At 42.9% G+C, this 12379-nt stretch carries 14 protein-coding genes; 6 read left to right on the top strand and 8 right to left on the bottom strand.

Going from position 1 to position 12379, the window contains the following annotated elements:
* Nucleotides 1-173: 173 nt before the first annotated feature.
* Genes K358_RS0114180 through K358_RS0114145 form a run of 8 tightly spaced genes read right to left on the bottom strand, consistent with a single transcriptional unit; the run spans nt 174 to nt 7096 of the window.
* Nucleotides 174-1001 carry a DUF1365 domain-containing protein gene (locus tag K358_RS0114180; RefSeq protein WP_083962835.1) on the bottom strand — a complete coding sequence of 276 codons (828 nt, stop codon included), beginning with the start codon at nt 999-1001 and terminating at the stop codon, nt 174-176.
* Nucleotides 998-2251, bottom strand: coding sequence for an NAD(P)/FAD-dependent oxidoreductase (locus K358_RS0114175; RefSeq protein WP_027697440.1), 1254 nt, complete (start codon nt 2249-2251; stop codon nt 998-1000). Before K358_RS0114175 ends, K358_RS0114180 begins: the two co-directional genes overlap by 4 nt.
* A complete protein-coding gene (locus K358_RS0114170; RefSeq protein ID WP_027697439.1) occupies nt 2251-2982 on the bottom strand; it encodes an SDR family NAD(P)-dependent oxidoreductase in 732 nt (243 codons plus the stop codon). The genes K358_RS0114175 and K358_RS0114170 overlap by 1 nt, the downstream gene beginning before the upstream one ends.
* Nucleotides 2979-3413, bottom strand: coding sequence for a nuclear transport factor 2 family protein (locus tag K358_RS0114165; RefSeq protein ID WP_211232245.1), 435 nt, complete (start codon nt 3411-3413; stop codon nt 2979-2981). Before K358_RS0114165 ends, K358_RS0114170 begins: the two co-directional genes overlap by 4 nt.
* Before the next feature lie 19 nt (nt 3414-3432).
* Complete coding sequence (gene phrB, locus K358_RS0114160; RefSeq protein WP_027697437.1) at nt 3433-4815, bottom strand: deoxyribodipyrimidine photo-lyase; 1383 nt, start codon at nt 4813-4815, stop codon at nt 3433-3435.
* Between the two features lie 46 nt (nt 4816-4861).
* A complete protein-coding gene (locus K358_RS0114155) occupies nt 4862-5812 on the bottom strand; it encodes a YbgA family protein (RefSeq protein ID WP_027697436.1) in 951 nt (316 codons plus the stop codon).
* 37 nt (nt 5813-5849) lie between these two features.
* Nucleotides 5850-6518, bottom strand: a complete 669-nt coding sequence (locus tag K358_RS0114150; RefSeq protein WP_038150236.1) for a ChrR family anti-sigma-E factor — start codon at nt 6516-6518, stop codon at nt 5850-5852.
* On the bottom strand, nt 6515-7096 hold the full coding sequence (locus K358_RS0114145) for a sigma-70 family RNA polymerase sigma factor (protein ID WP_156888749.1): 582 nt from the start codon (nt 7094-7096) through the stop codon (nt 6515-6517). The genes K358_RS0114150 and K358_RS0114145 overlap by 4 nt, the downstream gene beginning before the upstream one ends.
* 414 nt (nt 7097-7510) lie before the next feature.
* Here K358_RS0114145 and ccmA point away from each other — a divergent pair, with 414 nt between their 5' ends.
* The 6 genes from ccmA (at nt 7511) to K358_RS0114115 (ending at nt 12377) form a co-directional block, all read left to right on the top strand.
* Entirely contained in the window at nt 7511-8131 is a 621-nt protein-coding gene (ccmA, locus tag K358_RS0114140; protein ID WP_027697433.1) for a cytochrome c biogenesis heme-transporting ATPase CcmA, read from the top strand.
* Nucleotides 8132-8134: 3 nt separating this feature from the next.
* Nucleotides 8135-8803, top strand: a complete 669-nt coding sequence (gene ccmB, locus K358_RS0114135; RefSeq protein ID WP_027697432.1) for a heme exporter protein CcmB — start codon at nt 8135-8137, stop codon at nt 8801-8803.
* 132 nt (nt 8804-8935) lie between these two features.
* Nucleotides 8936-9706 carry a heme ABC transporter permease gene (locus K358_RS0114130; RefSeq protein ID WP_027697431.1) on the top strand — a complete coding sequence of 257 codons (771 nt, stop codon included), beginning with the start codon at nt 8936-8938 and terminating at the stop codon, nt 9704-9706.
* Nucleotides 9707-9913, top strand: coding sequence for a heme exporter protein CcmD (gene ccmD, locus K358_RS0114125; protein WP_027697430.1), 207 nt, complete (start codon nt 9707-9709; stop codon nt 9911-9913).
* On the top strand, nt 9910-10395 hold the full coding sequence (ccmE, locus tag K358_RS0114120) for a cytochrome c maturation protein CcmE (RefSeq protein WP_027697429.1): 486 nt from the start codon (nt 9910-9912) through the stop codon (nt 10393-10395). The genes ccmD and ccmE overlap by 4 nt, the downstream gene beginning before the upstream one ends.
* A 5-nt stretch (nt 10396-10400) precedes the next feature.
* A complete protein-coding gene (locus K358_RS0114115; protein WP_027697428.1) occupies nt 10401-12377 on the top strand; it encodes a heme lyase CcmF/NrfE family subunit in 1977 nt (658 codons plus the stop codon).
* Nucleotides 12378-12379: the final 2 nt, after the last annotated feature.

The raw sequence follows: 12379 nt of genomic DNA, 5'->3' as shown, positions 1-12379 counted from the left end.
ACTCCATGGTTATTTTTATACCCTTCGTACTAGAAGCTGTAGCTTTGTTAACGGCGTTCATTCGGCCCAATCACATAGGCGAGCTATGCTCATGGGGTCTCATTCACTTGTTGCCTTACTACAACTTCAATTACTTTGGGTATAAGACTTATATTTTTTTTAAGATCTATATTTTATGTTTTGCTATAAGGCACAAACGGGACTTTTTTACGAAATAGCTTTAGTGCTTGCCAATAAATACCCTGTAAAACTTTAAAGTTCATAAAAGGTAGTGCTAGCCAATCTAGTTTGGTGGCAGATTGGCTTGTGTTTGGTCGCTTGGTTTTTGGGTGACTGGCTTTCATGTCCAGTTTGTTTTTCATATCTAGCTTGCTAAGCGCAATCGTGGCATCAAATACTTTTTTACCTTGTTGGTCTTTGTCATGGTTTTCGATATGAACAAAGGCTTTGTCTTCTGGTGCATTAACTCGCCATTTATATTTCATATTCATCTGCATAAAGGGTGAAACATGAAATGCTTTATCCGTCATTTGGTCGCTTTGCATGTTCACTAAATACATGTCTACTAAATAATAGTGCCGTTGGTTCCATGGAGTATTACTCACTTCGGCGAGCATGTACTTACAATTGCCTGATTTTTCAAAACAAAAGTAAAAATTGACCGGACTAAAATACACACCTAAACAGCGACATTGTGCCAGCATTACTGCATTTTCACCGTCCCACTCACCACCTAAATTGGCGACTTTGCTTTTAATACGTTGCAGCAATTCACCTGGTTCACTTTTAATGTAATCTTTTTGCGCAAAGCGAACTGGTTTGTACCATTGAGTGCCAAACGCCCAATGTTGATCATTCAAGCTATCGAGTTCAGCAACATTAATGCCCAGCATAGTAATCGGGTAGTTAAAGCTATGTAGAACCGGAGAAAAACGACGATGCCGCACCTTACCTTTGTAGATACCATGCTGAAAATCGAAAGGTTGCGCACTGGTGGTCATAACGAAATACCAAAGCGTTGCGCGACTTCAACCGCACTGCGCACGCCATCTTCATGGAAACCGTTATGCCAATAGGCGCCGGCAAAATGGGTGTGGTTTTTTCCACAGATCTCTAAGCGGCGCTGCTGAGCGGCTAGGCTGCTTTGATTAAAAACCGGATGCGAGTAGTGAAAAGTCTGGAGGATTTTGTTGGCATCAATTCGGTCTGTGTTGTTGAGTGTCACGCAAAAGGTAGTGTCCGACTCAAGCTCTTGAAGAATGTTCATATTGTAGGTGACGCAAGCTGGGCGATTCTGGTTTGAATCTAAGTGGTAATTCCAACTTGCCCACGCTAAGCGACGTTTCGGCAATAAATTGGTATCGGTATGCAGCACCACTTGGTTATCTCGATAAGGCATGCTTGATAAGATTTCCTGCTCTTGGGCATTGGCATCACCTAATAACTGTAAAGCTTGATCAGAATGGCAAGCAAATACCACGTCATCGAATTGTTTAGATTGACCACCTTCAAACAGTAAATTGACACCTGAACTGGTTCGAGAGACCGACTTTATTTGGCTATTCAATTCGATATTGTTTTCGAATGATTTGATCAGCGGGTAGATATATTGCTTTGAGCCACCTGGGATCACAAACCACTGCGGACGGTTTTGAATATCAAGTAGTCCGTGGTTATAGAAGAATCGCACAAAGAACTTGAGTTGAAATTGAGTCATTTCTACTAGGCTGCTTGACCAAATAGCCGCGCCCATTGGTAGGATGTAGTTTTGGCTAAATGCCTGATTAAACTTATGTTGCTTGAGAAAGTCGCCTAGGGTTAATTCGACATCGATTTCGTCTTGTTCATACAAAGCTTTGCACAATTTATTGAAGCGTAGAATTTCTAAGATCAAACGCCAGAAGCTTGGTTTGAGTAGGTTTGAACGTTGAGCAAATAAGGTATTAAGAGTGCTGCCGTTATATTCCAAGTTAGCGCTAGGGTTCATCACGCTAAAACTCATTTCGGCTTTTTGTTCAGTGATACCCAATTGGTTTAATAGCTTAATAAAATTTGGGTAGGTGCGTTCGTTATAGACAATAAAACCGGTGTCGATTGCATAACATTTTCCATCAACTTCAATGTCTTTAGTTGCGGTATGACCACCGATGTAGTCATTCTTTTCAAAAACGGTGACGTGATGCTCTCGGCTTAAAAGATAAGCGGAAGTTAAACCTGAAATACCGGAACCAATGATCGCAATATTCTTCATTATTTAGTAATCCTTACAGCTAGTGTCTTCCATACTGGAAACGGTAATAAAGCGAATGCTTTGAGTAACCAAGTAAATATTCTCGGGAAATGAATTTCGTTTTTATTGTTATTGATACCTTTGAAAATGATATCTGCCGCCTTTTCTGGGAGTGTCAAAAATGGCATTGAGAAATCGTTCTTATCGGTGAGCGGCGTTTTAACAAAACCGGGGTGGATCACGCTGACATGAATATTGTCTTTTTTCAGATCGACGCTCAAAGTACGTGCTAAATACGTCGCGGCAGCTTTGGATGCGCCATAAGCTTCTGCTCTAGGCAGCGGTAAAAAAGAAGCGCTGGAGCTCGTTATTGCCAAGTTGCCACCTTGCTTAATCAGCGGCAGCCAAGCTTCCAAGCAGTAACCAATCGCAATGAGATTGGCAGTGATAACTCTTTCAAAAAGTGCGCCATCAAACTGTTTTGCATCATCGATATATTCACAAGTTCCGGCATTGAGCAGCAATATATCTAATGCAGGTAATTGGCTTACACTGGCTTTCACCGCATCAAAATCAGTGATATCGCACAGCAATGGCAGTATATTTGGGTGCTGTTCGCATAGCTGCTGTAGCTTTTCACTGCTGCGTCCTCCCGCCCAAACTTGATAACCTGCATTTGCGTAATGCAGAGCTAAGGCATGCCCAATACCAGACGATGCACCGGTAATCAAAATACTTGGTTGGTTACTCATGAGGTTGCCCTCTGCTTTATGTATTTGATGCCTGCGCCAATCACTGGAAGCTGTTCATACAGCATGCTGCCAATATCAAAGTAATCTCGGTGGTGAGTGATTTTTTGCTCATCAAAGGTAAGGTGAGAGTGACCATCAACCAGAATCAATTGCCCGGATTTTAGCTTGGGATGCTGTAAGTGCATGGTCCAGTAAATAGCGGCTTGTTGGTCTTGGCAGAAAGCGTCGTGAATATCAAAATGACAATGGATGACATTGGCATACAGATTTTCAAAGTAGTGATGAAGGTTGTCGATACCATCAACTTTATGCAGCGGATCTTGAAATTGAACTGACGAATCATAGATCTCCGCCAATAAATGCAAATTGTCTTTATTGAGCTTTTGATATGTTTCTATAAAGTTGGAAATCCGTTCCGAAGCCTGCATCATATCTTGTCTCCTTATCGATCTATCCTGCTTTATAGAAACTTAGCGCTTGCTGCCTTGCGGTTGGGTGGTCGACAATGGCAGGCCAATAAGTTTCAATATCGTTTTGTTTTATATACTCGTGTGGAAAATGCAGGTGTTTCAAAGGTACATTTTCTAACTCTGGTAAATACTTACGGATGAAGCTGCCATCTGGATCATATTTTTCACTTTGAGTGATGGGATTAAATATTCGAAAGTAGGGCTGAGCATCACAACCGGTGCCTGCCGCCCATTGCCAACCCCCATTATTGGCACTGAGATCGCCATCAATTAAGTGCTGCATGAAAAACGTTTCACCTAGTCGCCAATCCACTAGGCAATGCTTGGTGAGAAAGCTAGCGACAATCATTCTTAAGCGATTATGCATCCAGCCAGTTTGCACTAATTGCCTCATGGCGGCGTCGACAATTGGATAGCCGGTTTTGGCTTGTTGCCAGGCGGTTAATAATTGAGGCGAGTTTGGCCAAGGCAAATGGTCGTATTTGTCATTGAAGTTATGATGCTTATTGAGTTTTGGAAAGTGGTGTAATAAGTGACGATAAAAGTCACGCCACGCCAATTCATTAAGCCAACTCCCTTCCGGCTGTGAAATCATTTCCAGAGCATTGGGGGAATGGTGAGAAAGTTCGGCAAACACGCGTTTTGCACTGATCGCACCAATCGCTAAGTAGGGAGATAAACCTGAGGTTGCTTTTATCGCAGGGTAGTCTCGGTTTTGATGATAGTCTTGATACTTAGTGGTTAGAAACTTAGGAAGCACTTGTTGCAATATGGTATTCGCCAAAGGCCATTTGCTGGAGTCTTGTTTGGTGGCGTTAAACGTAATGACAGGGTTGCTAACCGGTTTTAATGATGGCAAACAAACCTGTAAAGGTGCGGCATGGGTTCTTGCCAATGAACTTGCCCACGCTTTTTTAAATGGTGTGAATACTTTGTACATTTCATTCTGGCCATTGAGAACCGCCCCTTTAGACACAATCACGTCAGCTTCAAACAGCGTTAAGGGCAGGTCATTGTCTCGTAAGGCTTGGTCGCGCTGCTGTTCGTTGAATTCGACTTCTTGGTTAGCAAAAATAGTCTCAATATTTTGCTGCTGACAATATGTTTTGAGCGTTTGCGCTTGCTCTGCAAAATCGCTGGCTTCAATGTGTTTAAAATGAATGCCGGACTGGCCTAATTGTTGTGAAATCAAATTGATATGTCGCTCAATCAAATCAATTTTTATTGGTGCCATATCATGCGCTTGCCATTGCGAGGGCGTAGAAATAAATAAAGCATGAAAGGGCTGACCAGCGGCTATCGCGTGGTATAGGGCTGGGTTATCGTCGATTCTCAGATCATTGCGAAACCAAACAAGATTCATGGCTTACCTTTTGCTTGTTAATTTTATATAGCGAAAAACAATAATTTTAGATGTAGCGTAATTTAAGCTCTTGTGGATAGGGCGATAAATACACTTGAGCCGCTAAATATTGCTGGGGAAATTCTTTTAGATAATGATTAATCAAAGTTAGCGGCACCAGTAGGGGAACCAACCCTGCACGGAAATCATTGATATGAGTGGATAGCTCACTTTTTTGCTGTTTGGTTAAGACTTTTTTGAAGTAGCCTTGCAGGTGTTGCAGCGTATTGGTGTGGCTTTTATGCGTTGCCACATGCTTTAACCCCGACATTAGAATTGAGATGTATTGTTGCGCCATCTCTTCTAGTTTGAGATCGGCACGAGCAAGTAGACGGCCAGTTTCTTTATAGCTGATTAAATGGTGGCTCATTAGTAAGTACTTACGTTCACTATGGAATTCAATCAGTTTGTGTTTAGTCAGGCCAGAGGATAATAAATCCTGCCAATGACGATAGGTAAACACACGGAGCATGAAATTCTCGCGTAATGCAGGGTCCATTAAGCGACCATTTTCTTCACATGGTAGGTTAGGATTATGTACCATGATTTGCTTGGCGAATAAGCCTATGCCAGAAGCGGTGCTACCTTTACCGTCTTCTTGATAAACCTTAACTCTTTCCATGCCGCAGCTCGGGCTTTTTTGACAAAAAATAAAGCCGCTAAGGTGATCGATTTTACTGGCGACGGTTTGACCGTATTCGGTTAAGTCTTGTGTGACATCACCATCGCCATCAGGACGACTGACATGTATTCCATCACTTAGTTGAACTTGACGAATAGTAGGACGAGGGACCGGCAAGCCAATCGCCACTTCTGGGCAAAAGGCTTGATAGTTAACAAAAGGGGCGAGTTGACTCATACAGAAATCAGAGCGTTTGTGTCCTTTATCAAAGCGCACTTGCTCTCCGGCGACACAGGCACTGATACCAATTTTCGGTTTTTGAACTGGTAGTTTCATACTACGGCGACTCCTTGCTGCCTAAGATTAACTGAATTTAATAAATAAATTGCCCGATAGGATTTAATAGCTTTGAGATCCCTTGGGTAAATTGCAGCGCATCATTGGATACGGTGAAACATAAGCATCCTGTGGTAGTGGTGGGAGTATGCTCATGTTCTCCAGTTAGCCAAATGAAGTCACCTATTTGGTATTTGCCCATTTGATCTTCAAATTCACCGTCTAGTAATAACGTTAGTTCAAACCCTTTATGAGTATGCATTGGAACACTACCACCGGGTTCAATATGCAATAAGCTGGTTTTGAGACTACCTTCTTGTAAGTCAATTCGAGAGCGAGTGAGTTTGCCGAGTTTTTGCGGTTTTTGCAGCACCAGAGATTGCAGCGCTCTTGGCAAGGTGTAGTGCTGTCCTTTAAATTCGATGGTTTGTTCTACTGCCTTGTCTGAATAAATTTGAGCATCAAACAGGGCATCATCTTGGGTGATTTGCGCGATCATATCGGCGAAATCGTCTTCATGATCTTGCTGATAAGAAGTCGATGATGTTGTGAATTCTTGCTGAGCGGCTTGTTGAGTAATGCGATCGACAGTCGTTTGGCAGTCGCGGCATAATTCAAGATGGGCAGCGACGGCGATGCTCAACGATGCAGGTAGCTCGCCACTTGCAAAAACGCTCATCAATTCATGTGTTGGATGGTGTCTCATGAATTCTCTCCCATAAGATGTTTCAATTTAGCGATTGCCAGTCTTAAACGTGATTTTACAGTGCCTAAAGGAATATTAAACTGGGCGGCTAGTTGCTCTTGCGATAAATCTTTAAAGTACACGCCTTCAATCAATTGGCGTTGATCGTGAGAAAGACGACTCAGGTGACGCTCAATTTTTTTGCTCATCAGGTGGTCATCAAAACTGATGGTTTCGGTTGCCTCTGCTTCAACAAGTGGCCAAATGTCATCACTTAATTGATCTTCTTTATGAGTACGCATTTTTCGTAGCATATCGAAAGAAGTATTACGCATTATGGTGTACACCCAAGTGGTAGCTGCGCCTTTTTCCATATCGAATAAGTGCGCCTTACGCCACACATTCGTCATGGTGTCTTGCAATAATTCTTTGGCGGTTTCTGGGTTGTTGAATTGTTTGATGCCAAAACGCTGTATTTTAGGCGCAAACCAAATAAACAGACGTTGAAAAGCCTGCTTGTCGCGTTGGTTGGCAATATCGCACAGCCACTGTTCTAACGGTGGTGTCACTTCATTATCGTCGTTGATTTCCGTTCTCATTGTTATCTTCTTGCCAGTGTGTCTTTGAACACCTAGCTGCCGAGTGACTGGATACATAATGACAAATACCTAATGACAATTGATACCTGTATTACGCGTGTGATTAGTAATGGGATCACTTTTATTTTTTAATGCTTAGGTGTAGTCCATTTTGACTCAAATCATTAAAATCTCAGTTGATAACCAGTATACCCCTTTAGGGTTATAGGTATGATATGTCAGTCCGTTATCATCGGAATAAGATTGACACCTAATGTAACGTGTTCTTGAGTTTTTATTCATTGAATTAGCCGTATTTTGGTTATTTTTGTGATTATCTGAGCATTCGTTGAATGCTTTACATGTTAACGCTTTCGAGTGTGTTTTCCTGTGGTAACATAAGCGCCCCTTAACTTTAACTATAGATGAAGATTTATGCTGGAAGTGCGTGATTTAACAGCGATTCGTGATGACCGAGAATTATTTGAGTCAGTAAGCTTTTCTGTTTCTGCTGGTGATCTCGTTCAAGTTGAGGGCCGTAATGGTTCGGGCAAAACCACCATGCTGCGAATTATTACTGGTTTAGGTGATAGTGAAGCCGGAAAAATACTTTGGAAAGGCGTTGAAACACATAAAGACCGCGATGCCTTTCATCAAGATTTGTTGTTTATCGGACATCAAACTGGCGTTAAGAAAGAGCTGACTGCATTTGAGAACCTTTCCTTTTATCAGAAACTAAATGGCTCAACCGGCGTCACAGAAGATGATATTTGGATGGCGTTAGCCAAAGTTGGCTTGGCAGGTAAAGAAGATATTCCAGCCGGTAAGTTATCGGCGGGGCAGCAACGACGTGTCGCACTCGCACGTTTATGGTTAAGTCGTCATCCACTTTGGATTCTAGATGAGCCGCTGACGGCCATTGATAAGCAAGGTATTAAAGTGATTGAAGCTTTGTTTATGGAACATACACAAAATGGCGGAATGGTGTTATTTACCACTCACCAAGATATGTTTACCGAAAGGGATCAACTTAAAACCATTCGGTTGGGAGAGTAAGTAATGATTTCAAGTATGCTGGCGATTGTTCGCCGCGAGTTGTTAATTGCTTATCGCCGCCAAGCCGATGTATTTAACCCTTTGTGGTTTTTTATCATTGTGATTACGCTGTTTCCTTTAAGTATTGGCCCAGAGCCGAATTTGTTAGCACGTATTGCAGCTGGCATCATTTGGGTAGCAGCATTGCTTTCGGCTCTGTTATCTTTAGAGCGCTTATTTCGAGACGACTTTAATGATGGGGCATTAGAGCAATTAATGTTATTGCCAATCCCTTTGCCATTGGTGGTGATTTCTAAAGTGATCGCCCATTGGTTGTTAACTGGGCTACCGTTAATTTTAATTAGCCCGTTACTCGCGGTACTGTTATCGCTAGATTTTCAGACTTGGTTGGCGGTGGTCATTACCTTATTACTCGGTACGCCAACCTTGAGTTTTATTGGTGCGATTGGTGTCGGTTTAACGGTTGGCCTACAAAAAGGTGGCGTACTGTTAAGTTTGCTGGTTTTGCCTTTGTATATTCCAGTGTTGATTTTTGCCACTTCTGCGATTGAAGCTGCCACTAGTGGGTTCGGGTATTCTGGCCAATTGGCGATTTTAGGGGCGATGTTATTGGGTTCTGTAACCCTGACGCCATTTGCGATTAGCGCATCGTTACGCATCAGTGTGAATTAATAAACTATATAAGCTTGTGGTTGAACCGTTTGTGGTAGAGCCATTTGTGGTAAAAACGGCAAGCAAATACGATTTAAGTTAGAAATTATAAAGTAGAGCAAAAATAGCCTACAAAACAAAGTGAGAAGCAAAATGTGGAAATGGTTACATCCATACGCAAAAGCTGAAAAAACCTATCAGCTATGCGGAACGTTATTGCCTTGGTTTTCTGTCTTGGCATTTGGGCTATTGCTAGTAGGTACGATTTGGGGGCTGGCTTTTGCGCCTGCCGATTACCAACAAGGTGATAGCTTTCGCATTATTTATATTCACGTGCCTGCTGCTATCTGGTCGATGGGCATTTATATGTCGATGGCGATCGCGGCATTTATTGGTCTCGTTTGGCAGCTAAAATTATCGAATATGGCCGCTTTGGCAATGGCTCCAATTGGTGCCGTTTATACCTTTATCGCTTTAATTACAGGTGCGGTTTGGGGCAAGCCAATGTGGGGCGCATGGTGGGTATGGGATGCTCGCTTAACCTCAGAACTGATTTTATTGTTTCTCTACCTAGGCGTTATTGCACTTTATCACGCGTTTGATGATCAAAAGACCGCCGCTAAAGCCGCCGGTATTTTGGCAATTGTAGGTGTCGTTAATATCCCTATCATCCATTATTCAGTAGAGTGGTGGAATACCCTACACCAAGGCGCAACCATCACTAAAATCGGTAAACCATCGATTGCTCCTGAAATGTTGTGGCCCTTATTGTGCAATATTTTTGGTTTTGCGTTTTTCTTTGGTGCGGTCGCTATGGTTCGCTTCCGTACTGAAATAATTCGCCGTGAAAGTCACCGCCCTTGGGTGTTGCAATTGGTAAAACAAAATGCAACTAAAGGCCAAACTGCATCAGAGGTGAAGTAAATGTATTTTGATTCGTTTAGTGATTTCTTCTATATGGGTGGTTATGCCGCTTATGTATGGGCTTCATTTGGCATTACGTTTTTCAGTATGCTGGTTTTATATTGGAAAAGTGTTTCAGATGGCAAAACCTTACTAAAAGAAATTCAACAAAAAATTGACCGTGAAGAACGTCGTCAAGCGGCGAAAAAAATGGAAAACACACTATGACACCTAGACGTAAAAAAAGGCTCGCAATCATTTTGGCTATTCTGATCGGTGCAGCAGGAACGGTTGGTTTAACCATGTATGCGCTTAATCAGAATATGAACTTATTTTATACGCCGACAGAACTGGTCAATGGTAAGCCCGATGGTACCATGCCGCACGTTGGTGAGCGTTTGCGTATAGGTGGTATGGTGGTCGAAGGCTCGGTTAAACGTGACCCTGATTCTTTGCAAGTGAGTTTTGACCTCAAAGACCTTGGCCCTACGGTGACGGTAACTTATGAAGGTATCTTGCCTGATTTATTCCGTGAAGGTCAGGGGATCGTTGCTCAAGGTATATTGGTTGATGCAACAACTATTGAAGCGTTTGAAGTGTTAGCTAAGCATGATGAAAATTACATGCCTTCTGAAATTGAAGAAGCGATGCAAAAGAATCATAACCCCGATTATGACTACGAAACTCACACCATAAAAAATCAGGAATAAGTGCAATGATTGCTGAACTTGGACATTTTGCCTTAATTCTTGCATTAGGGTTTTCTATTTTATTAAGTGTTCTGCCTATGTATGGCGCGAGTGTTAATAATCGTACCTTAATGGGGATGGCTCGTCCTCTGTCTTGGGGGATGTTTTTAACGCTAGTGTTTTCATTCGGGGCGCTACTTTGGGCGTTCTATAGTAATGACTTTACCTTACAGTATGTCGCCAGTAACTCGAACAGTTTACTGCCTTGGTATTATCGCTTAACCGCTGTATGGGGCGCGCATGAAGGCTCGCTGCTACTTTGGGTGCTTATTCAAGCTATCTGGACAGTTGCGGTGGCAACCTTTAGTCGCGGAATGCCACAAGAGTCGGTATCTCGCGTATTAGCGGTAATGGGGATGATTTCGATTGGCTTCTTGCTGTTTATCATTCTGACATCAAATCCATTCTTACGTACCTTGCCTTACTTCCCAATAGATGGTCGTGACTTAAACCCATTACTACAAGATCCGGGCTTAATTATTCACCCACCAATGCTATACATGGGTTATGTAGGCTTCTCGGTAGCGTTCTCATTTGCTATTGCATCATTAATGACGGGTCGATTAGATACTGCTTGGGCTCGTTGGTCTCGTCCGTGGACAACCGCAGCGTGGGTATTCTTAACGGTTGGTATCGCACTAGGCTCATGGTGGGCATATTATGAACTTGGCTGGGGCGGCTGGTGGTTCTGGGATCCCGTTGAAAATGCCTCTTTCATGCCTTGGCTTGCCGGTACCGCACTAATGCACTCATTGGCGGTAACTGAAAAACGCGGCACCTTTAAAGCATGGACAGTATTGCTGGCGATCAGCGCATTCTCGTTGAGCCTGTTGGGTACCTTCTTAGTGCGTTCGGGTATTTTAGTATCGGTGCATTCATTCGCATCTGATCCTGCTCGCGGTATGTTTATTCTGGCTTTCCTTGCGTTAGTGATTGGTGGCTCTCTGCTACTATTTGCACTCAAAGGGGCTTCAGTCCGTGTGCGTGGTAACTACTCACTTATCTCTCGTGAAAACGCCTTGTTATCTAACAATATTTTATTAATAGCGGCATTGGTTGTGGTTCTGATTGGTACGTTATTGCCACTTGTTCATAAACAACTAGGCATGGGTTCTGTATCGATTGGTGCGCCATTCTTTAATACTTTATTCACTTGGTTAATTGTGCCATTTACCTTGATTCTAGGTATTGGCCCAATGGTGCGCTGGAAGCGTGATAACTTGGCGGAAGTGAAAATACCGATGCTAGTGTCATTGGTGGTTTCAGTGGTTGGCGCAACAGCGATTGTATTCATTTCCTCTAAGCAATTTATGCCGCTTGCAACGTTGGGTTGGTTCATGGCGATTTGGATCTTTTCAATGCATGGCTTTGAGTTACACCAACGCGCGACTCATCGCCATACTTTCTTTAAAGGTTTAACCAAGTTACAACGCAGTCATTGGGCGATGATGTTGGGTCACATTGGGCTTGCTGTCACGATCATTGGTATTGCGATGGTGCAAAACTACAGCATTGAACGTGATGTACGTTTAGCACCAGGCGATAAGTTTGAAATTGAAGGTTATCAGTTTGACTTTGCTGGTGTACGTGACCATGACGGCCCGAACTATGAAGGCTTTATTGCTGATTTCATCATTAGTGAAGACGGTAACTATGTAAATGAACTGCATGCTGAAAAACGTTTCTACCATACGGCTCGTTCTATGATGACTGAAGCGGCAATTGACCGCGGTTTCACCCGTGACTTGTATGTTGCAATGGGTGAGCGTTTAGAAGGTACCGATGCCTGGGCGGTTCGCATTTACTACAAACCGTTTATTCGCTGGATTTGGTTTGGTGCGATTTTAATGTCGATTGGTGGTGCGTTAGCGATCAGTGATAAACGTTACCGCTTCCGTAAAAAAGCCGAAAAATCAACGGAATCAGCCGAGAAGGAGGCGTAATC

The organism is Vibrio litoralis DSM 17657 (genome assembly GCF_000426765.1).
In the GTDB taxonomy this organism is placed as follows: Bacteria; Pseudomonadota; Gammaproteobacteria; order Enterobacterales; family Vibrionaceae; genus Vibrio; species Vibrio litoralis.
The sequence above is the reverse complement of the archived record's forward strand: the minus strand, read 5'-3'. Positions and strand labels throughout refer to the sequence as shown.

What these genes read in the sequence shown, in the direction of transcription:
- K358_RS0114115 (WP_027697428.1), top strand. Translation starts at nt 10,401, where the DNA reads ATGATTGCTGAACTTGGACATTTTGCCTTAATTCTTGCATTAGGGTTT.
- K358_RS0114165 (WP_211232245.1), bottom strand. Translation starts at nt 3,413, where the DNA reads ATGATGCAGGCTTCGGAACGGATTTCCAACTTTATAGAAACATATCAA.
- ccmB (WP_027697432.1), top strand. Translation starts at nt 8,135, where the DNA reads ATGATTTCAAGTATGCTGGCGATTGTTCGCCGCGAGTTGTTAATTGCT.
- K358_RS0114175 (WP_027697440.1), bottom strand. Translation starts at nt 2,251, where the DNA reads ATGAAGAATATTGCGATCATTGGTTCCGGTATTTCAGGTTTAACTTCC.
- ccmA (WP_027697433.1), top strand. Translation starts at nt 7,511, where the DNA reads ATGCTGGAAGTGCGTGATTTAACAGCGATTCGTGATGACCGAGAATTA.
- K358_RS0114150 (WP_038150236.1), bottom strand. Translation starts at nt 6,518, where the DNA reads ATGAGACACCATCCAACACATGAATTGATGAGCGTTTTTGCAAGTGGC.
- K358_RS0114145 (WP_156888749.1), bottom strand. Translation starts at nt 7,096, where the DNA reads ATGAGAACGGAAATCAACGACGATAATGAAGTGACACCACCGTTAGAA.
- K358_RS0114170 (WP_027697439.1), bottom strand. Translation starts at nt 2,982, where the DNA reads ATGAGTAACCAACCAAGTATTTTGATTACCGGTGCATCGTCTGGTATT.
- K358_RS0114155 (WP_027697436.1), bottom strand. Translation starts at nt 5,812, where the DNA reads ATGAAACTACCAGTTCAAAAACCGAAAATTGGTATCAGTGCCTGTGTC.
- ccmD (WP_027697430.1), top strand. Translation starts at nt 9,707, where the DNA reads ATGTATTTTGATTCGTTTAGTGATTTCTTCTATATGGGTGGTTATGCC.
- K358_RS0114130 (WP_027697431.1), top strand. Translation starts at nt 8,936, where the DNA reads ATGTGGAAATGGTTACATCCATACGCAAAAGCTGAAAAAACCTATCAG.
- phrB (WP_027697437.1), bottom strand. Translation starts at nt 4,815, where the DNA reads ATGAATCTTGTTTGGTTTCGCAATGATCTGAGAATCGACGATAACCCA.
- K358_RS0114180 (WP_083962835.1), bottom strand. Translation starts at nt 1,001, where the DNA reads ATGACCACCAGTGCGCAACCTTTCGATTTTCAGCATGGTATCTACAAA.
- ccmE (WP_027697429.1), top strand. Translation starts at nt 9,910, where the DNA reads ATGACACCTAGACGTAAAAAAAGGCTCGCAATCATTTTGGCTATTCTG.